The following is a 21388-nucleotide window of genomic DNA, read 5'->3' as shown; positions in this document are numbered from 1 at the left end:
TTTCCTGTTGATTTACCTGTCTCGTTACTGGTGAGTCGCTGACCAGACTGGACGGTCCCGCATCTCCGGCACCAAGGGGGACCCGTTCATGCACGGCTCACGCATCGCCGCCGTCGGCCACTACCAGCCCGCCAAGATCCTCACCAACGAGGATCTGGCGGGCATGGTCGACACCAGCGACGAGTGGATCCGCTCCCGCGTGGGCATCCTCACCCGTCATATCGCGGGACCCGAGGAGCCGGTCGACGAGCTCGCCGCGCACGCGGGGGCCAAGGCCGTCGCCGCCGCGGGCCTCGCGCCCGACGACATCGACCTCGTCCTCGTCGCCACCTCCACGGCCATCGACCGCTCGCCGAACATGGCGGCGCGGGTGGCGGCCCGCCTCGGCATCCCGTCACCGGCGGCCATGGACATCAACGTCGTGTGCGCGGGCTTCACGCACGCGCTCGCCACGGCCGACCACGCCGTGCGGGCCGGTGGCGCCACCCGTGCCCTGGTGATCGGCGCGGACAAGATGTCCGAGGTGGCCGACTGGACGGACCGCACCACGTGCGTCCTGGTCGGGGACGGCGCAGGAGCGGCCGTCGTCGAGGCGTGCGAACCGACCGAGATCCCCGCCATCGGCCCCGTGCTCTGGGGCTCGGTGCCCGAGATGGGCAACGCCGTCCGTATCGAGGGCACGCCCCCGCGCTTCGCCCAGGAGGGGCAGAGCGTCTACCGCTGGGCGACCACGCAGCTGCCGCCGCTCGCCCGCAAGGCCTGCGAGCGGGCCGGTCTCACCCCGGCGGACCTGGCGGCGGTCGTGCTGCACCAGGCCAACCTGCGCATCATCGAGCCGCTCGCCGAGCGGATCGGCGCGGTCAACGCCGTCGTCGCGCGCGACGTCGTGAACTCGGGCAACACCTCGGCGGGCAGCATCCCGCTCGCCCTGTCCAAGCTGGTCGAGCGCGGCGAGATCGTCCACGGTGATCCGGTGCTGCTCTTCGGCTTCGGCGGGAACCTGTCGTACGCGGGCCAGGTCATCCGCTGCGCGTAGCCGTGTGACGGGCCCAACTCCCCCTGGTGCTGGCCATTGTGCTCAGTAGACTGTAGACAAAAGGCAATCGTCGACGAGGGGACCGCGATGTTGTCCACAGGACTGCCGCAGGGTGCGGTGCCCAAGCTCGAACGGCCAGGTCCGCTCCGCGAGCGGGTCTACGAAGCGCTGCTCGAGCTCATCACGACCCGCGCGCTCCAGCCGGGCCAGCACCTCGTGGAGAGCGAACTGGCCGGACACCTGGGGGTGTCGCGGCAGCCGGTGCGCGAGGCGCTGCAGCGGCTCAACACCGAGGGCTGGGTCGATCTGCGCCCCGCGCAGGGCGCGTTCGTGCACGAGCCCACCGAGGAGGAGGCGGACCAGCTGCTCACGGTCCGTACGCTCCTGGAGGCGGAGGCCGCCCGGCTCGCCGCGGCCAACACGGGCACCGCGGGGATCACCGCCCTGGAAGAGCTGTGCGCCAAGGGGGAACAGGCCGTCGCGGACGGCGAGGTGGACCTGGTGGTGACCACCAACGCGGCCTTCCACGCCAAGGTGATGGAGCTCGCGGGCAATGTCGTCCTCGCCGAACTCGCCGGTCAGGTGGACCGCCGGGTGCGCTGGTACTACACGCCGGTGGCCCGTCGGCGCGGCAAGCAGTCCTGGATCGAGCACCGTGCGCTGATCGCGGCGATCGCCGAGCGCGACGAGCGCCGGGCCACGGAGATCATGCGCGCGCACACGGAGCACACGCGGGAGACGTACCACCGGCGCGAGCGCGAAGCCTGACGCGTCAGCCCGTCAGTCCGTGGTCCGGGCAGCCAGGACCGCCTGCGTCTGCGTCGTCTGCCCGACCGCGCGCCCCTCGTCGTCGTAGACCTCGGTCTGTACGACGACGAAGGAGCGGCCCACGTGCAGCGGGCGGGCCACGGCGCGGGCGCTGCCCGAGCGCACGGCGCGGAAGAAGTTCGTCTTGGACTCCACCGTTGACGTGCCCGCCCCCGCCGGCAGATTGAGGAAGGCGCAGACCGCGCCCACGGTGTCGGCGAGCGCCATGAGCGCCCCACCGTGCAGAACACCACCCACCGTGCACAGCTGAGCCGACCAGGGCAGGGCGCCGGTGACGCGGTCGGCCGCGGCTTCGTCGAGGGTGATGCCCAGGTGCCCGGCGAAGGGCAGAGCGGCCAGGAGATCGGCTGTACTCGCGGTGTCGGAAGGCATGCGGTCACCGTGCCCGCGATGGCGCGGAGCGGGCAATTACCGCGGAGGTAATGGGGCGTGCGCGTGCCCCTCGCGGCAGAGCCTTGTCCGCTTCTTTGTCCTGTGACTGGAGAAAGTCATGGGTAATTCCTGCGCAACTTCTTCCCACTCCCGGCAGGCGCTGCTACGTTCCCCTCGAAAGCCCGACGCGACGGCGAGAATCCGCCGCTGCGGGACGAGTGGGACGACAAGAGTTGCCCAATGAGGCGGGGAGGGGCGCGTGAGACGTATGACGGCTCGACCCGCCAATGCGCACCAGGCGCGACTGCTGCGGCTGCTGCGTGACGGAGGGCCCAACTCCCGTGCCCAGCTGGGCGATCAGGTCGACCTCTCGCGGTCGAAACTGGCCGTCGAGGTGGACCGGCTCCTGGAGACCGGACTCGTGGTCGCCGACGGACTCGCCGCCTCGCGCGGCGGCCGCCGCTCCCACAACATCCGCCTGGCCCCCGGCCTCCGCTTCCTCGGCGTGGACATCGGCGCGACCTCGGTCGACGTAGCGGTGACCAACGCCGAGCTGGAGGTACTCGGCCACATCAACCAGCCCATGGACGTGCGCGAAGGCCCCGTTGCCGTCTTCGAGCAAGTCCTCGCCATGGCGGCCAAGTTGAAGGCATCCGGGCTCGCGGAAGGGTTCGACGGCGCCGGAATCGGCGTCCCGGGTCCCGTCCGCTTCCCCGAGGGTGTCCCGGTCGCCCCGCCGATCATGCCGGGGTGGGACGGCTTTCCCGTACGGGAGGCCATCAGTCAGGATCTGGGCTGCCCCGTCATGGTCGACAACGACGTGAACCTGATGGCGATGGGGGAACAGCACGCGGGCGTCGCACGCTCCGTGGGCGACTTCCTCTGCGTCAAGATCGGTACGGGCATCGGCTGCGGGATCGTCGTCGGCGGTGAGGTCTACCGAGGGGTGACCGGCAGCGCGGGCGACATCGGCCACATCCAGGTCGAACCTGACGGGCGGCCCTGCGCCTGCGGCAACAAGGGCTGCCTCGAGGCGTACTTCAGCGGCGCGGCACTCGCCCGCGACGCGGAGGACGCCGTCGGTCAAGGGCTCCTCCAGGAGCTCGCGACCCGGCTCGAAACCGCCGGGAAGCTCAGCGCGGTCGACGTCGCCGCGGCGGCCGCCGCCGGGGACGCCACCGCACTCGACCTCATCCGCGCGGGCGGCAACCGGACAGGACAGGTCATCGCGGGCCTCGTCAGCTTCTTCAACCCGGGCCTCGTGGTGATCGGCGGCGGTGTGACCGGTCTCGGCCACACGCTGCTCGCCGCCATCCGTACGCAGGTCTACCGCCAGTCGCTGCCTCTGGCGACCGGCAACCTCCCCATCGTCCTGGGCGAGCTGGGACCCACCGCCGGTGTCATCGGCGGCGCCCGGCTCATCAGCGACCACCTCTTCTCACCGGCCTGACCGGCACGTAGTACGACCCGTAGCAACGACCCCGTACGACGTCACGCACCTCACCCCACCTCACCCAGTACAGCGCGCTGCCTCGCCCTGCTCCGAAACAGGCTCTGCCCCTCATGGGCCGTTGCCCTGCCCCGCCCTGCCCTGTAACCGGCCGCACCCGCCTTAGGGAACCTGTCATGGCACCAGAACCACCGCTGCTCACCATGTCCGGCATCACCAAGTCGTTCCCCGGAGTCCGCGCCCTCGACGGCGTCGACCTCCAGGTCCAGGCCGGTGAAGTGCACTGCCTCCTCGGTCAGAACGGCGCCGGGAAGTCCACGCTCATCAAGGTCCTCGCCGGGGCCCACCAGCCCGACGACGGCGAGATCACCTGGCGCGGCGAACGCACCACGCTCAAGTCGCCCATCGCCGCCATGCGCCTGGGCATCGCCACCATCTACCAGGAGCTCGACCTGGTGGAGGGCCTGTCCGTCGCCGAGAACGTCCACCTGGGGCATGAGCCGACCGCCGCCGGTTTCGTCGTCAAGGGACGAGAAGCCAAGGCCTCGACCGCCGCCCTCCTCAAGCGACTTGGGCACGGAGAGATCGACCCGGGAACGCTCGTCGGCGACCTCTCCGCCGCCCATCAGCAGATCGTCTCCATGGCCCGCGCGCTCTCCCACGAAGTGCGTCTCATCGTCATGGACGAGCCGTCGGCCGCCCTCGACCCGGACGAGGTCGACAACCTCTTCCGTATCGTCGCCGCCCTCACGGCGGACGGCGTCGCCGTCGTCTACATCTCCCACCGCCTCGAAGAGATCCGCCGCATCGGCGACCGCGTCACCGTCCTGAAGGACGGCCGGGCGGTCGCGGGCGGACTCCCCGCGAAGGAGACCCCGACCAGCGAGGTCGTCGCCCTGATGACGGGCCGCAACGTCGAGTACGTCTTCCCGGACCGCCCCATCGAACCGCCCACGACCGAACCGGTGTTGAAGGCGTCGGGCCTCGCCCGCGAGGGCGAGTTCGAACCCATCGACCTCGAACTTCGCCCCGGCGAGATCGTCGGCCTGGCCGGACTCGTCGGCTCCGGACGCTCCGAGATCCTGGAGACGATCTACGGGGCCCGCAAGCCGACCGCCGGTCAAGTCATCGTCGACGGACAGGCGTTGCGGCCCGGCAGCGTACGCGCCGCCGTGCGCGCGGGGCTCGGCCTCGCCCCCGAGGAGCGCAAGGCGCAGGCCCTGCTGATGCTGGAGTCCGTCACCAACAATGTGTCGGTCTCCACCATGTCCCGCTTCTCGCGCGGCGGTTGGCTCGACAGGGGTGCCGAGAAGAAGGCAGCGCAGGCCGCGACCCGCGAGCTCTCCCTACGGCCCGACAACCCCTCAGCGCCGGTGCGCACGCTCTCGGGCGGCAACCAGCAAAAGGCCGTCCTGGCCCGCTGGCTGCTCCGCGGCTGCCGCGTCCTGCTGCTCGACGAGCCGACCCGCGGTGTGGACGTCGGCGCCCGCGCCGAGCTGTACGCCGTGATCCGCCGCCTCGCCGACGACGGCCTCGCCGTCCTGCTCGTCTCCAGTGAAGTGCCCGAAGTCCTGGGCCTCGCCGACCGTGTCCTGGTCCTCCGCGAAGGCCGCGTCGTCCATACGGCGCCCGCCCGTGACCTCGACGAACACCGTGTACTCGACCTCGTACTCGAAGGGAGCCCGGCGTCATGACGCAGCCCGCATCGCCGCCACGGCCCGCCGCATCGAAGGCTCAACCGGCGGACGGCGCAAGCCCGTTGCGGTTGATCGTCGCACGCGCCGACGTGCGGACGCTGTCCCTGCTCGGTGTGCTCGCCGTCCTCGTCCTGATCGGCGGCATCACCCAGCCCGACTCGTTCCTCGACACCGACAACGTCCAGCTGATCCTCACCCAGGCGTCCGTCATCGGCGTCGTGACGGTCGGCATGACCTTCGTGATCATCTCCGGCGGCATCGACCTGTCGGTCGGCGCGATCGTCGCACTCGCCTCGGTGTGGGCGACGACGGTCGCCACACAGGAGTACGGCTTCGCGGGCATCCTCTTCACCGCGGTGATCGTCGGCATGGCCTGCGGCCTCGTCAACGGCATGCTCATCGCGTACGGCGCGATGGTGCCGTTCATCGCGACGCTCGCGATGCTGGCCGCGGGCCGCGGTCTCGCGCTCCAGATCACCGACGGCAAGACCCAAATGGTCAGCGTGGAAGGGGTGTTGAAGCTCGGTGAGCGCGACTCGTACATCCTCGGCATACCGCCGCTCGTGCTCGTCTTCGCGGCCGTCACCGTCGTCGGCTGGCTGCTCCTGAACCGCACCACCTTCGGGCGCCGCTCGGTCGCGGTCGGCGGCAACGCGGAAGCGGCGCGGCTCGCGGGCATCGACGTACGCAGGCAGCGTCTCTACCTCTACCTGCTCTCCGGCCTCTGCTGCGGCATCGCGGCCTTCCTCCTCATCATCCTCTCCGGGTCGGGCCAGAACACCAACGGCAACCTCTACGAGCTCGACGCCATCGCCGCCGCGATCATCGGCGGAACCCTGCTCAGCGGCGGCCGCGGCACCATCATCGGTTCCGTGCTCGGCGTGCTGATCTTCACGACGATCCAGAACATCTTCGCGCTCAACAACCTGGAGACCGCCGTCCAGCAGATCGCCAAGGGGGCGATCATCGTCGCCGCGGTGCTCGTCCAGCGACGTACGGCCTCAACCACCTGACCCGAAGGGTTCACCGCCATGCCAGAAATCACGAGTCGCAGAGGGCTGCTCTTCGGAGCCGCCGCCCTGTCCACCGGTGCCCTCATCACGGGGTGCACCAGCAATGAAGCCAAGGACGAGGGCTCGGACGCCAAGGACCAGCCGGTCGCCGACGACAAGCCCGGCAAGAAGGTCACCATCGGCTTCGCGGGCCCGCAGGCCGACCACGGCTGGCTCAACGCGATCAACGACAACGCCAAGGAGCGGGCGAAGAAGTACTCGGACGTCACGCTCGAGGCCACCGAGGGCTCGAACGACACTGCCGCCCAGATCGGCCAGGTCGAGACGCTGATCAACAAGAAGGTCGACGTCCTGGTGATCCTGCCGGCCGACGGCAAGGCGCTCACCCAGGTCGGCCTGAAGGCCATGAAGGCGGGCATCCCCGTCGTCAACCTCGACCGGGTCTTCGCCTCGCCGCAGGCCTACCGCTGCTGGGTCGGCGGGGACAACTACGGCATGGGCCTCAGTGCCGGCCACTACATCGGCGAGAAGCTCAAGGACAAGAAGAGCGCCAAGGTCGTCGAACTCGCGGGACTCGACAACCTCGAACTCACCAAGCAGCGCTCGAAGGGCTTCGACGACGCCCTGAAGAACTACTCGAACATCGAGAAGGTCGCCCGGCAGGCCGCCGACTTCACCGTCGAGTCGGGACAGTCGAAGATGTCCCAACTCCTCCAGGCCCAGAAGAACTTCGACGCCCTGTGGAACCACGACGACGACCAGGGCGTGGGCGCGCTGCGCGCCATCAAGCAGGCAGGACGCGACGACTTCCTGATGGTCGGCGGCGCCGGGGCGCTCTCCGCGATGCAGGCCATCGAGTCCGACGACAGCGTGCTCAAGGCCACCGTCCTCTACCCGCCGACCATGGCCGCGTCCGCGATCGACCTGGCGCGCGCCCTCGGGCAGGGCAAGGGCGTCAGCGGCATGGCCGAGTTCGAGATCCCGGCCTTCATCACGCTCTACTCGGCCGTGGTCGACAAGGAAAACGTCGGCAAGTACATGTCCACCGGCTTCAAGTGATGCGCGCGTCCGCACCCCCCACCGAGCATTTACGAGGAGGAGTACCGCATGCGTGAGACGGAACACGAGGCTGAGACCGGTAAGCGGCCATTGGGGGTGGGCATGGTCGGATACTCCTTCATGGGCGCCGCCCACTCCCAGGGCTGGCGAACCGTCGGACGCGTCTTCGATCTGCCCCTTCGGCCGGTCCTCTCGGCGGTCTGCGGACGTGACGGCTCCGCCGTGCGCGCCGCGGCGGACCGCCTCGGGTGGGCGGCCGCGGAGACCGACTGGCGCGCACTCGTGGCCCGTGACGACGTCGACATCGTCGACATCTGCACCCCCGGCGACAGCCATGCGGAGATCGCGATCGCCGCGCTCGATGCGGGGAAGCACGTCCTGTGCGAGAAGCCGCTCGCCAACACCGTCGAGGAGGCCGAGGCGATGGTCGAGGCCGCCGAGCGGGCCCGGGTACGGGGGCAGGTGGCGATGGTCGGCTTCAACTACCGCCGCGTTCCCGCTCTCGCGCTCGCCCGGCAGATGGTCGCCGATGGGCGGCTCGGCACGCTGCGGCACGTGCGGCTCACCTACCTCCAGGACTGGCTGGTCGACCCCGGCTTCCCGCTGACGTGGCGGCTGCGCAAGGACCGCGCGGGTTCGGGCGCGCTCGGTGATCTGGGCGCGCACATCGTGGACCTCGCGCAGTTCCTGGTGGGGGAGCCGGTGGCGGGGGTCTCGGCGCTCACCGAGACGTTCGTACGGGAGCGGCCGCTGCTCGAAGGGGCGTCGAGCGGTCTCACGGCGGAGGGGGGCGCCGCGGCCGGGCAGGTGACGGTGGACGACGCTGCGGTCTTCACGGGGCGCTTCCCGTCGGGCGCCCTCGCGTCCTTCGAGGCGACCCGGTTCGCCGCGGGCCGCAAGAACGCCCTGAGGCTCGAACTCAACGGCTCCGAGGGCTCGTTGGCCTTCGATCTGGAACGCCTGAACGAGCTCTCCTTCCACGATCACACGGAGCCCGCCACGTCCTCGGGCTTCCGCCGCATCCTGGTCACCGAGCCGGGCCACCCATACCTGGAGGCCTGGTGGCCGCCGGGTCACGGACTCGGCTACGAGCACACGTTCGTGCACCAGGCCCGCGACCTGCTGCACGCCATCGCCACGGGCGAGCAGCCCGAACCGTCCTTCGCCGCGGGACTCTCGGTGCAGCGGGTGCTCGCCGCGGTGGAGGAGAGCGCGGCGAAGAACTCGGTCTACACCTACATAGCTGCCACCCCCGTCACGGTCTGAGGAGGCCTGTTCATGCCCCGCGACTTCACGCTCTTCACCGGCCAGTGGGCCGACCTGCCCCTTGAGGAAGTCTGCCGACACGCGCGCGACTTCGGCTACGACGGACTCGAACTCGCCTGTTGGGGAGACCACTTCGAGGTCGACAAGGCGCTGAACGACCGTTCCTATCTGGACTCGCGCCGCCAGCTGCTCGACAAGTACGGCCTCAAGTGCCGGGCCATCTCCAACCACCTGGTCGGGCAGGCCGTCTGTGACGCGATCATCGACGAGCGGCATCAGGCGATCCTGCCGGCCCGCATCTGGGGCGACGGCGACGCGGAAGGGGTCCGGCAGCGCGCCGCCCGCGAGATCGAGGACACGGCACGCGCGGCGGCCGCCTTCGGCGTCGACACGGTCGTCGGCTTCACCGGCTCGGCGATCTGGCATCTGGTGGCGATGTTCCCGCCCGTGCCGGAGGCGATGATCGAGCGCGGCTACGACGACTTCGCCGAGCGCTGGAACCCCATCCTCGACGTCTTCGACGTACAGGGCGTGCGCTTCGCCCACGAGGTGCATCCCTCGGAGATCGCGTACGACTACTGGACGACGAAGCGTGCTCTGGAGGCGGTCGACCACCGCCCGGCCTTCGGCCTGAACTTCGATCCCTCGCACTTCGTGTGGCAGGACCTTGACCCGGTCGGTTTCCTCTACGACTTCCGGGACCGGATCTACCACGTGGACTGCAAGGAGGCCAGGCGCCGTCTGGACGGCCGCAACGGCCGCCTGGGCTCGCACCTGCCGTGGGGCGACCCGCGCCGCGGCTGGGACTTCGTGTCGGCGGGCCACGGGGACGTCCCCTGGGAGGACGTGTTCCGGATGCTGCGCTCGATCGCGTACGAGGGTCCGATCTCGGTGGAGTGGGAGGACGCGGGGATGGACCGCCTTCAGGGGGCGCCGGAGGCGCTGAAGCGTCTGAAGGCTTTTGACTTCGAGCCGCCGACGGCGTCGTTCGACGCGGCGTTCGGCGGGAACTGACCTCTACCGACCTCTACCGAAGAACCCTTGGCCGGGAAGCCCCTGCTCGGAGTCACTTTGTCCTGCCCAAGGGAAAAGTTGAACTCTATTGCTGTGCAAGGGCTTTCCGTCCAAGACGAACGTGGCTACCGTCCCTGATGTGTACAGGACATGAATCTTCCCCGGGGTGACGGCGCACCCCGGCGCCCGGCGCCCCCGCACCACACCCGCGTACGACCGTCCCCCTTCCGGAGGAACCCCGTGCACAGGAAACGCCTGAGACTCCGCAAGACTCTCGCGCTCTTCACCGGCACCCTGCTGGCCGGCGCGAGCCTCACCCTCGCCGCCCCCCTCGCGAACGCCGCCGACCCGGAGGCCGTCCGCGCCGCCCAGGCGCAGGCGGACAAGGCAGACAAGGCGGCCGACGGCAAGGCCGCCGCCGAGGACTTCCAGCAAGTGACCCTCGCCAAGGGCGGGGAGGAGACGGGCGAGCCGATGACGCTCGCCGTCCTGCCCGACCGCTCGGTCCTGCACACCTCCCGCGACGGCACGCTCCGCCTCACGGACGCCGCGGGCAACACCAAGATCGCGGGCAAGATACCGGTCTACTCGCACGACGAAGAGGGCCTCCAGGGCGTGGGCCTGGACCCGAAGTTCAGCGAGAACCGCGCGATCTTCCTCTACTACGCGCCCCCGCTCGACACCCCCGCGGGCGACGCCCCGGAGAACGGCACGGCCGAGGACTTCAAGAAGTTCGACGGCGTCAACCGACTCTCCCGCTTCGTCCTGAAGGCCGACGGCACCCTGGACAACGCCAGCGAGAAGAAGGTCCTCGACGTCCCCGCCAGCCGCGGCACCTGCTGCCACGTGGGCGGCGACATCGACTTCGACAAGGACGGCAACCTCTACCTCTCGACCGGCGACGACTCCAACCCCTTCGCCTCCGACGGCTTCACGCCCATCGACGAGCGCGCGAGCCGCAACCCCGCCTTCGACGCGCGGCGCAGCGCGGGCAACACCAACGACCTGCGCGGCAAGATCATCCGCGTCAAGGTCGCCGACGACGGTTCGTACACGGTCCCGGACGGCAACCTCTTCGCACCGGGCACCGAGAAGACCCGCCCCGAGATCTACGCGATGGGCTTCCGCAACCCCTTCCGCCTGAGCGTCGACAAGCCGACCGGCGTCGTGTACGTCGGTGACTACGGGCCCGACGCGGGAGCGGCCGACCCCAAGCGCGGCCCCGCAGGGCAGGTCGAGTTCGCCCGCGTGACCAAGGCGGGCAACTTCGGCTGGCCGTTCTGCACCGGCAAGAACGACGCCTACGTCGACTACGACTTCGAGACCAAGACGTCCGGCGCCGCCTTCGACTGCGCCGCGCCGAAGAACGAGTCGCCGCACAACACCGGCCTGACCGACCTGCCGCCCGCGCAGGAGGCCTGGATCCCCTACGACGGCGGCTCCGTGCCCGAGTTCGGCTCCGGCTCCGAGTCCCCGATGGGCGGACCCGTCTACCGCTACGACGCGGACAACACCTCCCCGGTGAAGTTCCCTGAGGCGTACGACGGCGACTTCTTCGCCGGAGAGTTCGGACGGCGCTGGATCAAGCGCATCGAGCAGAGCGCGGACGGCACGGTCCAGTCCATCAACCCGTTCCCGTGGACCGGCACACAGGTCATGGACATGGAGTTCGGCCCCGACGGCGCGCTGTACGTCCTCGACTACGGCACGGCCTGGTTCGGCGGCGACGAGAACACCGGTCTCTACCGCATCGAGAACGCCACCGAGGGACACTCCCCGGTCGCCGAGGCCAGCGCCTCCGTGACCAGCGGCCAGGCCCCGCTCAAGACCAAGTTCACCGCGAAGGCCACCGACGCCGACGGCGGGACGCTGACCTACGCGTGGGACTTCGGCGACGGCGGCAAGTCGACCCAGCAGAACCCCTCGTACACGTACAAGAAGAACGGCGTCTACACCGCGACCGTGACCGTCAAGGACTCCACCGGGCGCACCGGTTCGGCCAGCGCGCACCTCACCGTCGGCAACACCGCGCCCAAGGTGACCCTGGAACTCCCGGGTGACGGGCAGATGTTCACCTTCGGCGACAAGGTGCCCTTCAAGGTGAAGGTGACCGACAAGGAAGACGGCCCGATCGACTGCACGAAGGTCAAGGTCACGCACATCCTCGGCCACGACAGCCACGGCCACCCGGTCACCTCGGCCAACGGCTGCGAAGGCACCATCCAGACGTCGGCTGACGGCGAGCACGACCCGAACGCCAACATCTTCGGGGTCTTCGACGCTGAGTACACCGACAAGGGCGCCAACGGACAGCCCGCGCTGACCACCCACGACCAGAACGTCGTCCAGCCCAAGAAGCGCCAGGGCGAGCACTTCGACGACTCCAAGGGCGTGTCCGTGGCCAACCACACCCCGGCACACGGCGGCAAGACGGTCGGCGACATCAACAACGGCGACTGGATCTCCTTCAAGCCCTACATCCTCGGCAACGCCACCAAGCTGACCGCGCGCGTCGCGTCGGCCGGCGCCGGAGGCACGCTCGAGGTCCGCAGCGGATCGGCCACCGGCAGGCTCCTGGGCAAGGCGAAGGTCGCGCCGACCGGTTCGTGGGAGACGTACGCGGACGTGAGCACCGCCATCAGCAAGGCACCCAAGACGACCACCACGCTCTTCCTGGTCTTCAAGGGCAAGGGCACCGGAGCCCTGTACGACCTGGACGACTTCACCTTCACCACCAGCTGAGAAAGGGGCAACGCCACCATGCGGGCATCCGCACGCATCACCATCGCCACCGCCACGGCCGCCCTGCTCATCGGCTGTGTGTCGGGTCCGGCCGCCTCCAGACCGGAGCCCTCGGGCTCGTCGTCGGCGGGCTCGAAAGCGGGCGAGAAGGTCCTGGTCTTCTCCAAGACCGCCGGATTCCGGCACGACTCCATCCCCGAGGGCATCGCGGCCATCAAGGAACTCGGCGCGGCGAACGGCTTCACCGTCGACGCCACCGAGGACGCCAAAGCCTTCACGGCCAAGAACCTCGCGAAGTACGACGCCGTGGTCTGGCTCTCCACGACCGGCGACGTCCTCGACGCCAAGCAGCAGAGCGCGTTCGAGGGCTACATCAAGCAGGGCGGCGGGTACGTGGGCGTGCACGCCGCCGCCGACACCGAGTACGACTGGCCCTTCTACGGCGAGCTCGCGGGCGCGTACTTCCAGTCGCACCCCGCGATCCAGCCCGCGAAGGTCCAGGTCGAGGACCACGGGCACCCGTCCACCGCGCATCTGCCGGGAGTCTGGGACCGGACCGACGAGTGGTACAACTACCGCTCCAACCCCCGGGACCGCGCCCACGTCCTCGCCTCGCTCGACGAGTCGTCGTACACGGGCGGCTCGATGTCCGGCGACCATCCCATCGCCTGGTGCCAGGACTACAAGGGAGGCCGCTCCTTCTACACGGGCAGCGGCCACACCAAGGAGTCCTTCGCCGATCCCGCCTACCGCACGCATCTGCTCGGCGGGATCCGCTGGGCGACGGGTGCGGTGCAGGCCGACTGCCGCCCGGAGAAGGGCTACACGCCGGTCTTCGACGGTACGGCCAAGTCGCTGGACGCCTGGAAGCAGGCGGGCCCCGGCTCCTTCGAGCTGAACGAGAAGGACGGGACCCTGACGACCGTCGGTGGCATGGGCATGCTCTGGTACGGGGAGAAGGAGCTCGGCTCCTACTCCCTCAAACTGGACTGGCGCATGGACGGCGACGACAACTCCGGGATCTTCGTGGGCTTCCCGCCCTCCGACGACCCCTGGTCGGCCGTGAACAACGGCTATGAGATCCAGATCGACGCCACCGACGTACCGGAGAAGACCACCGGCTCCGTCTACGGCTTCAAGTCCGCCGACCTGAAGAAGCGCGACAAGGCGCTGAATCCGGCGGGGGAGTGGAACACCTACGAACTCCGTGTCGAGGGCGAGCGCCTTCGGATCTATCTCAACGGAGTGAAGATCAACGACTTCACCAACAAGGATCCGGCCAGGAGCCTGAAAGACGGTCACATCGGCATCCAGAACCACGGTGCCGACGACCAGGTCTCCTTCCGCGACATCCGGGTGAAGGACCTGCCGGCCCGCGACGCCACCGGCGTGGGCCGCTAGACGACGGCGGGCGGAGGACGCCGGACCTCCGCCCGCCGTCTTATCCCTGTCCGCCGTTCTATTTCTGTCCGTCCGCTCTCCGCCCGTCCGCCGTCCCATCTTCGTCAGCCGTCTTATCTCCCCGCGCGATCGCCGCGTGTACGACAGGAGGCAGCCGTGCCCCATTCCCCTTCTTCCTCTTCTACTGGTTCTTCTGATGCTCCGGGTGGCGGTCTTACGGGGGTGTGGCTGATCGGGGCGCGCGGTTCGGTCGCCACGACGGCTGTCGCGGGCTGCGCGGCGGTGACGGCCGGTCTGCACCCGCCGACCGGCATGGTCACGGAGACCCCGCCGTTCGCGGACTGCGGTCTGCCAACGTTGTCGTCGCTCGTCTTCGGCGGCCACGACACGGTGGAGTGCCCGCTGCCCAAACGCGCGGAGGAGCTGGCCGCCGGGGGAGTGCTCCCGCACGGCGTCCCGTCCGCGGTCGGCGCGGAACTGGCCGCGGCGGACGCGGAGATCCGCCTGGGTGGACCGCGCCGCGGGGACTCCGACAGCAGGACGGACGAGGAACTGATCGAGTCCTTCGCCGCCGACCTCCGCGATTTCGTACGCCGCCGGGGGCTCGCCCGTGCGGTGGTGGTCAACGTGGCTTCGACGGAACCGCTCCCGGAGGAGGGCGAGGGACGACTGCCCGCCAGCTCCCTCTACGCGGCTGCGGCACTGCGGGCGGGCTGCCCGTACGTGAACTTCACCCCGTCGACGGGGTTGCACCACCCGGCGCTCGCTGCGGAGGCCGCCTCGTCGGGGCTCCCCTACGCGGGCCGGGACGGCAAGACGGGACAGACGCTCCTGCGCTCGGTGCTCGGGCCGATGTTCGCCCAGCGCGCCCTCGCGGTCCGCGCCTGGTCCGGCACGAACCTCCTGGGCGGCGGTGACGGCGCGGCCCTCGCGGACCCGGCAGCGGCGGCTGCGAAGAACGCGGGCAAGGAACGGGTCCTCGCGGACACGCTGGGCTCCGCCCCCGAGGGTGAGGTCCACATCGACGACGTGCCGTCCCTCGGTGACTGGAAGACCGCCTGGGACCACATCGCGTTCGACGGATTCCTCGGCGCGCGGATGGTCCTGCAGACGACCTGGCAGGGCTGCGACTCGGCACTGGCGGCGCCGCTGATCCTGGACCTGGCCCGCTTGGTGGCCCGCGCCCACGAGAAGGGCCTTTCGGGCCCCCTGGGTGAACTGGGCTTCTACTTCAAGGACCCGGACGACGGCTCCTCGTCGGCACTCGCCGAGCAGTACGAGGCGCTGGTGGGCCTGGCGTCGCGGCTGCGGGGGGTGGCTGCGTGAGCGGCGGAGGTGTGAAGGGCGGCACCGGCCGTGACTGGGCCGAACTGCTGCGTGTCTCCGCCCTGTTCACCGTCCCCGGCGACGCCCTCGCAGGCGCGGCGGCCACGGGACTGCGCCCCAACCACCGCACACTCCTCGCCATCGGTGCCTCCCTCTCCCTCTACGAGGCGGGCATGGCCCTCAACGACTGGGCGGACCAGGAGGAGGACGCGATCGAACGCCCTCACCGACCGCTGCCGTCCGGCCGTATCGCGCCGTCCGCCGCACTGGGCGCGGCAGCGGCTCTGACGGCGGGAGGCCTGGCCCTGGCCGCGGGCGCGGGCCGCCCCGCCCTGACGGTGGCGAGCGCCTTGGCGGCCACGGTATGGGCGTACGACCTGGGCCTGAAGCACACTCCGGCAGGACCGGCGGCCATGGCGGCTGCCCGCACCCTCGACCTGCTCCTGGGAGCGGCGGCCACATCGGCCGGGACGAGGGTCGGGACGAAGGGCGGGACGATCTCGGGGGAGGGCTCCGGCCCTGGCCTCCGTGCGGCGGTGCCCACCGCCCTCGTCCTGGGCGCCCACACCCTCGCGGTGACCGCGGTCTCCCGGCGCGAGGCACAGGGCGGCTCCACGGCGGCCCCCCTGTGCGCGCTCGCCGCGACAGCAGCGCTGACGCGGCTACTCGCCCGGGGCGGTGGCAGTGTCACCGGCACCGGCAGTGACACCGGTGCCGCCACCTCTCAACTCCCGGTAGGCCGTCGGGCAACAGCCAGCCGCGGCCTGCCGGTGTCCATCCCGGGGCGCCCCGGCGCCCGTGCCTGGCGGACCGGCGCCCGCGGTGCCGTCCAGGCCGCGCTCGCCGCCACCTACGCCGCCACCGCGGCCCGCCCCCTCTTCCACGCCGCGCTCAACCCGTCCCCCCAGCTCACCCAGCGTGCCGTGGGCGGCGGCATCCGAGCCATGATCCCGCTCCAGGCCGCGCTCTCCGCCCGCACGGGCGCCCTGGGTCCCGCACTACTGACCGCCGCTCTGGCCCCGGCGGCCCGCAAGTTCGGCCGGAAGGTGAGCGTCACATGACGGGCACGAGCAACCGGGCGAGCGGCCCCTTCCGCTTCGGATACGGCACCAACGGCCTCACCGACCTGAGGCTCGACGACGCCCTCGGTCTCCTCGCCGACCTCGGCTACGCGGGCGTCGGACTCACCCTCGACCACATGCACCTCGATCCGCTCGCCCCCGACCTCGCCGCCCGCACCCGCCATGTGGCCCGCACCCTGGAACGGCTCGGTCTGACGGCGACCATCGAGACCGGCGCCCGCTACGTCCTCGACCCACGTCGCAAGCACGGCCCCTCACTCCTGGACCTCGACCCGGACGCGCGCGCCGCCCGGGTCCGCCTGCTGATCCGTGCCGTCCAGGTCGCCGCCGACCTGGGCGCCCACGCCGTGCACTGCTTCAGCGGCATCACTCCCGAGGGCACCCCGGAGGACACCGCCTGGCAGCGGCTCGCGGAGTCACTCGGCCCCGTCCTGGACGCCGCGTCCGGCGTCGGCGTACCTCTGGCCATCGAACCCGAACCCGGCCACCTCCTCTCCACACTCGCCGACTTCCACCGGCTCCGTCACGACCTTGGCGACCCCCAGCTCCTGGGCCTCACCCTCGACATCGGCCACTGCCAGTGCCTCGAACCGCAGTCCCCCGCCGACTGCGTACGTGCCGCCGCCCCCTGGCTACGGCACGTCCAGATCGAGGACATGCGCCGCGGCGTCCACGAACACCTCCCGTTCGGGGACGGAGAGATCGACTTCCCGCCCGTCCTCGAAGCCCTGGCCTCCACCGGCTACCAAGGCCTCACCGTCGTAGAACTGCCCCGCCACTCCCACGCGGGCCCCCAACTCGCCGCCCACTCGATCGAGTTCCTGACCAAGGCGGCGACCGGAGTGACCCGCACCGCCGCAGCTCCCGCCGCCCCCGTCCCCACCCCCGCCAGAGGAGGAACCCCGTGACCGACGCCCCCGTCATCGACGACCTCCGCACCCATCTCGACGCGGCCCTCGCCGGGGCCGCCCGCGCCTGGCTCGACCAGGCCACCGCGGAAGCCGCCGCCCACCGCGGTCGACCCGAGCAAAGAGCCACCCCTGTATGGGAGTTGCGCTTCGCCGAAGCCGGGCGACGCTGCGGCCAGGACCACGCCGACGACGCCCGTGTGCTGCTCCTGCACGCTGCCGAAGCGGACCCGGCCACCCTCACCCGCGTCTACGAACAAGGCACCGCAGCCGAGCGCCGCGCCGTCCTGCGCGCCCTGCCCCACCTGGTCCAGGGCACGGATGCGCTGCCCCTGGTCGAGGACGCCCTGCGTACCAACGACACCCGGCTCGTCGCCGCCGCCGTCGGTCCGTACGCCGCCCGGCACCTCGCCCCGCACGACTGGCGCCACGCGGTCCTCAAGTGCCTGTTCACCGGCGTCCCCCTGGACGCCGTCGCCGACCTCGACCGCCGCGCCCACGCCGACGCCGAGCTCGCCCGCATGCTCGACGACTACGCCGGCGAACGCACCGCCGCCGGTCGCACAGTCCCCAGCGATCTGCACCGCGTCCTGGCCCTGACCGCCCCTACGGCCCCCTCGGCCGCACCGGCGCCCCCGGCCCCCACGACCCCTTCCACCGGCGAGGAACAGGAGTCCTGATGCGCATTTTCGACCCCCACATCCACATGACGTCCCGCACCACCGACGACTACCAGGCCATGTACGCCGCAGGCGTCCGTGCCGTCGTCGAGCCCGCGTTCTGGCTGGGCCAGCCCCGCACCTCACCCGCCTCCTTCTTCGACTACTTCGACTCCCTCCTCGGCTGGGAGCCCTTCCGCGCGGCCCAATACGGCATAGCCCACCACTGCACCATCGCCCTCAACCCCAAAGAGGCGAACGACCCCCGCTGCACCCCGGTCCTCGATGAACTGCCCCGCTATCTCGTCAAGGACAACGTCGTCGCCGTCGGTGAGATCGGCTATGACTCCATGACTCCCGCCGAGGACGCCGCATTCACCGCCCAGCTCCAGCTGGCCGCCGACCATGAGCTGCCCGCCCTCGTCCACACCCCGCACCGCGACAAGCTCGCAGGGCTGCGCCGCACCATCGACGTCGTACGGGAATCCGCGCTGCCCCTGGACCGCGTCCTCATCGACCATCTCAACGAGACCACGGTCAAGGAAGCCAAGGACAGCGGCTGCTGGCTCGGCTTCTCCGTCTATCCCGACACCAAGATGGACGAGGACCGGATGGTCGCCATCCTGCGCGACCACGGGCCGGAGCGGGTCCTGGTGAACTCGGCCGCCGACTGGGGCAAGAGCGACCCGCTCAAGACCCGTAAGGTCGCCGACGCCATGCTCGCATCCGGGTTCAGCGAGGACGACGTAGACCTGGTCCTGTGGCGCAACCCGGTCGCCTTCTATGGACTCAGCGGCCGCCTCGCGCTCGATGTCACGGACACCGAGGCGACCCACGAGGGCAATTCCATCCTCCGCGGCGGGGCGTGAGCCATGCGCTTCCGGCACCCCGACGGCAGCGTCGTCCACCTCGCGTACTGCACCAACGTCCACCCGGCCGAGACCCTCGACGGCGTCCTCGCGCAACTCCGCGACCACTGCGAACCCGTACGCAAGCGGCTCGGCAGGGACCGCCTCGGCATCGGCCTGTGGCTCGCCAAGGACGCCGCGCACGCCCTGGTCACCGACCCCGCCGCGCTGCGCGGCCTGCGCACCGAACTCGACCGGCGCGGCCTCGAGGTCGTCACCCTCAACGGCTTCCCGTACGAGGGGTTCGGCGCGGAAGAGGTCAAGTACCGGGTCTACAAGCCGGACTGGACCGACCCCGAGCGCCTCTCCCACACGACCGACCTGGCCCGCCTCCTTGCCGCGCTCCTCCCGGACGACGTCGTCGAAGGCACCATCTCCACTCTTCCTCTCGCCTGGCGCACCCCCTTCGACACCACCCACGCCGAGTCCGCCCGAGCCGCCCTCACCGCACTCGCCCAACGCCTGGACGCGCTCGCGGAGCTGACCGGCAAATCGATCCGCATCGGCCTCGAACCGGAGCCGGGCTGCACCGTGGAGACCACGGCCGACGCCATCGCCCCTCTCACCGCGGTCGGCCACGAACGCATCGGTGTCTGCGTCGACACCTGCCACCTCGCCACCTCCTTCGAGGACCCGCGGACCGCGCTCGACGCGCTCGCCGCCGCGGGCATCCCCGTCGTCAAATCCCAGCTCTCCGCCGCCCTGCACGCCGAACACCCCCATCTCCCCGGAGTCCGCGAGGCCCTCGCCGCCTTCGACGAACCCCGCTTCCTGCACCAGACCCGCACCCGCACCGCCGCCGGACTGCACGGCACCGACGACCTCGGCGAATCCCTCGCCGGCGGCGTCCTGCCCGAGAGCGCACCCTGGCGCGCCCACTTCCACGTCCCCCTGCACGCGGCGCCCGCACCGCCTCTCACCTCCACGCTTCCCGTACTCAAGGACACCCTCGCCCACCTGGTCGGCGGGCCAGAGCCCCGCACCCACCACCTCGAGGTCGAGACCTACACCTGGCAGGCCCTGCCGCCCGAGCTGCGCCCCCGCTCCCGCCCCCAGCTCGCCGACGGCATCGCCGCCGAGCTCACCCTCGCCCGCGACCTCCTGACGGACCTCGGCCTCAAGGAACTCCCATGAGCCCCACACCCCTCCTCGTCCTGGACGTCGTCGGCCTCACCCCCCGTCTCCTGGACCACATGCCGCACCTCAAGTCCCTGGGCCAGTCCGGCTCCCAGGCCCCACTGGGCACGGTCCTGCCCGCCGTCACCTGCGTCGCCCAGTCCACGTTCCTCACCGGCACCACCCCCGCCGAGCACGGCATCGTCGGCAACGGCTGGTACTTCCGTGAGCTCGGTGACGTACTCCTGTGGCGCCAGCACAACGGCCTCGTCTCCGGCGACAAACTGTGGGACGCCGCCCGCCGTGCGCACCCCGGCTACACCGTCGCCAATATCTGCTGGTGGTACGCCATGGGCGCCGACACCGACATCACCATCACCCCCCGTCCCGTCTACTACGCCGACGGCCGCAAAGAACCCGACTGCTACACCCGGCCCCCGGCCCTGCACGACGAACTCACCGAGAAACTCGGCACGTTCCCCCTGTTCCACTTCTGGGGCCCCGGCGCCGACATCGTGTCGAGCCGCTGGATCGCGGACGCCACGCGCCACATCATCAGCACCCGCCACCCCGACCTGGCCCTGTGCTACCTCCCTCACCTCGACTACGACCTGCAGCGCTTCGGCCCCGACGACCCGCGCTCCCACCAGGCCGCCGCCGAACTCGACAAGACCATCGCCCCCCTTCTCGACGAGGCGAAGGCCGAGGGCCGTACCGTCGTCGCCCTTTCCGAGTACGGCATCACGCGCGTTGACCGGCCCGTCGACATCAACCGCGCCCTGCGCCGTGCGGGGCTGCTCGAAGTGCACACCCAGGACGGCATGGAGTACCTCGACCCGATGGCATCCCGCGCCTTCGCCGTCGTGGACCACCAGATCGCCCACATCTACGTGCGCAGGCCCGAGGACCTGGAGGTCACCCGGCAGGCACTCGCCGACCTGCCCGGCATCGAGCAACTCCTCGACGACGAGGGCAAGAAGGCCAATCACCTGGACCACCCGCGCTCCGGCGAACTCGTCGCCGTCGCGGAGCCGGATGCCTGGTTCACGTACTACTACTGGCTCGACGATGACCGCGCGCCCGACTTCGCGCAGCTCGTCGAGATCCACCGCAAACCCGGCTACGACCCCGTCGAGCTCTTCATGGACCCGCTCGACCCGTACGTGAAGGTCAAGGCGGCGAAGGCGCTGGCCCGAAAGAAACTCGGCATGCGCTATCGCATGGCGGTCGTGCCCCTTGACCCCTCACCTATTCGAGGCAGCCACGGCCGCCTCCCCACGAGCGACGAAGACGGTCCGCTCATCATCAGCTCCACCCCCCATGCGTTCGGCGACCGGATCGCGGCCACCGCCGTGAAATCCCTCCTCCTCGACCTGGCCGGCCTGGGCTGAGGCACACCTCGCCCCACCACCCGCCCGGTCAGGAGCAGTTACAGAGAGTGAATCACGCGTCACTGACAACACGCCAGTGGCGTCGGCCCGCACGTCGAAAAACCCATGAGTCCCACAGCC

18 protein-coding genes are annotated in these 21388 nt (G+C 70.5%); 17 read left to right on the top strand and 1 reads right to left on the bottom strand.

Going from position 1 to position 21388, the window contains the following annotated elements:
* Positions 1–88 precede the first annotated feature (88 nt).
* Positions 89–1036, top strand: a complete 948-nt coding sequence (locus ACWFRJ_RS12240) for a beta-ketoacyl-ACP synthase III (RefSeq protein ID WP_453527905.1) — start codon at positions 89–91, stop codon at positions 1034–1036.
* An 87-nt stretch (positions 1037–1123) separates the two neighbouring features.
* The gene (locus tag ACWFRJ_RS12235) at positions 1124–1804 is read left to right on the top strand and encodes a GntR family transcriptional regulator (RefSeq protein ID WP_453527902.1); all 681 of its coding nucleotides are present in this window, start codon (positions 1124–1126) and stop codon (positions 1802–1804) included.
* 12 nt (positions 1805–1816) lie between these two features.
* Here the strand turns inward: ACWFRJ_RS12235 and ACWFRJ_RS12230 are convergent, their stop codons facing one another.
* Complete coding sequence (locus tag ACWFRJ_RS12230) at positions 1817–2236, bottom strand: PaaI family thioesterase (protein ID WP_453527899.1); 420 nt, start codon at positions 2234–2236, stop codon at positions 1817–1819.
* Positions 2237–2504: 268 nt separating this feature from the next.
* On the opposite strand from ACWFRJ_RS12230, the gene ACWFRJ_RS12225 reads away from it, so the two are divergent.
* The 15 genes from ACWFRJ_RS12225 (at position 2505) to ACWFRJ_RS12155 (ending at position 21268) form a co-directional block, all read left to right on the top strand.
* Positions 2505–3686, top strand: a complete 1182-nt coding sequence (locus ACWFRJ_RS12225; RefSeq protein WP_383274458.1) for an ROK family transcriptional regulator — start codon at positions 2505–2507, stop codon at positions 3684–3686.
* 176 nt (positions 3687–3862) lie between these two features.
* Positions 3863–5380 carry a sugar ABC transporter ATP-binding protein gene (locus tag ACWFRJ_RS12220; RefSeq protein WP_453527895.1) on the top strand — a complete coding sequence of 506 codons (1518 nt, stop codon included), beginning with the start codon at positions 3863–3865 and terminating at the stop codon, positions 5378–5380.
* Positions 5377–6396 (top strand): ABC transporter permease, encoded by a 1020-nt coding sequence (locus ACWFRJ_RS12215; protein ID WP_453527892.1) that lies wholly within the window; start codon positions 5377–5379, stop codon positions 6394–6396. The genes ACWFRJ_RS12220 and ACWFRJ_RS12215 overlap by 4 nt, the downstream gene beginning before the upstream one ends.
* A gap of 18 nt (positions 6397–6414) precedes the next feature.
* Positions 6415–7455, top strand: a complete 1041-nt coding sequence (locus tag ACWFRJ_RS12210; protein ID WP_453527889.1) for a substrate-binding domain-containing protein — start codon at positions 6415–6417, stop codon at positions 7453–7455.
* Positions 7456–7503: 48 nt separating this feature from the next.
* Positions 7504–8721, top strand: coding sequence for a Gfo/Idh/MocA family protein (locus tag ACWFRJ_RS12205; RefSeq protein ID WP_453527886.1), 1218 nt, complete (start codon positions 7504–7506; stop codon positions 8719–8721).
* Positions 8722–8733: 12 nt separating this feature from the next.
* Positions 8734–9735, top strand: coding sequence for a sugar phosphate isomerase/epimerase family protein (locus tag ACWFRJ_RS12200; RefSeq protein ID WP_453527883.1), 1002 nt, complete (start codon positions 8734–8736; stop codon positions 9733–9735).
* Between the two features lie 240 nt (positions 9736–9975).
* Positions 9976–12477 carry a PQQ-dependent sugar dehydrogenase gene (locus ACWFRJ_RS12195; protein ID WP_453527880.1) on the top strand — a complete coding sequence of 834 codons (2502 nt, stop codon included), beginning with the start codon at positions 9976–9978 and terminating at the stop codon, positions 12475–12477.
* Positions 12478–12495: 18 nt separating this feature from the next.
* Complete coding sequence (locus tag ACWFRJ_RS12190; RefSeq protein ID WP_453527877.1) at positions 12496–13878, top strand: ThuA domain-containing protein; 1383 nt, start codon at positions 12496–12498, stop codon at positions 13876–13878.
* A 156-nt stretch (positions 13879–14034) separates the two neighbouring features.
* Positions 14035–15204: an inositol-3-phosphate synthase gene (locus ACWFRJ_RS12185; RefSeq protein WP_453527875.1), complete on the top strand. Its 1170-nt coding sequence runs from the start codon at positions 14035–14037 to the stop codon at positions 15202–15204.
* Entirely contained in the window at positions 15201–16265 is a 1065-nt protein-coding gene (locus ACWFRJ_RS12180; RefSeq protein ID WP_453527872.1) for an SCO3242 family prenyltransferase, read from the top strand. Before ACWFRJ_RS12185 ends, ACWFRJ_RS12180 begins: the two co-directional genes overlap by 4 nt.
* Positions 16262–17194, top strand: coding sequence for a sugar phosphate isomerase/epimerase family protein (locus tag ACWFRJ_RS12175; protein WP_453527869.1), 933 nt, complete (start codon positions 16262–16264; stop codon positions 17192–17194). Before ACWFRJ_RS12180 ends, ACWFRJ_RS12175 begins: the two co-directional genes overlap by 4 nt.
* Complete coding sequence (locus tag ACWFRJ_RS12170; protein WP_453527866.1) at positions 17191–17874, top strand: EboA domain-containing protein; 684 nt, start codon at positions 17191–17193, stop codon at positions 17872–17874. The genes ACWFRJ_RS12175 and ACWFRJ_RS12170 overlap by 4 nt, the downstream gene beginning before the upstream one ends.
* Complete coding sequence (locus ACWFRJ_RS12165) at positions 17874–18722, top strand: TatD family hydrolase (protein ID WP_453527863.1); 849 nt, start codon at positions 17874–17876, stop codon at positions 18720–18722. The genes ACWFRJ_RS12170 and ACWFRJ_RS12165 overlap by 1 nt, the downstream gene beginning before the upstream one ends.
* Positions 18723–18725: 3 nt before the next feature.
* Positions 18726–19895, top strand: coding sequence for a metabolite traffic protein EboE (gene eboE, locus ACWFRJ_RS12160; protein WP_453527859.1), 1170 nt, complete (start codon positions 18726–18728; stop codon positions 19893–19895).
* Positions 19892–21268, top strand: a complete 1377-nt coding sequence (locus ACWFRJ_RS12155) for an alkaline phosphatase family protein (RefSeq protein ID WP_453527855.1) — start codon at positions 19892–19894, stop codon at positions 21266–21268. The genes eboE and ACWFRJ_RS12155 overlap by 4 nt, the downstream gene beginning before the upstream one ends.
* Positions 21269–21388: the final 120 nt, after the last annotated feature.

The organism is Streptomyces sp. NPDC055239 (assembly GCF_053606205.1).
This window is presented reverse-complemented; position numbering and strand designations above follow the sequence as displayed.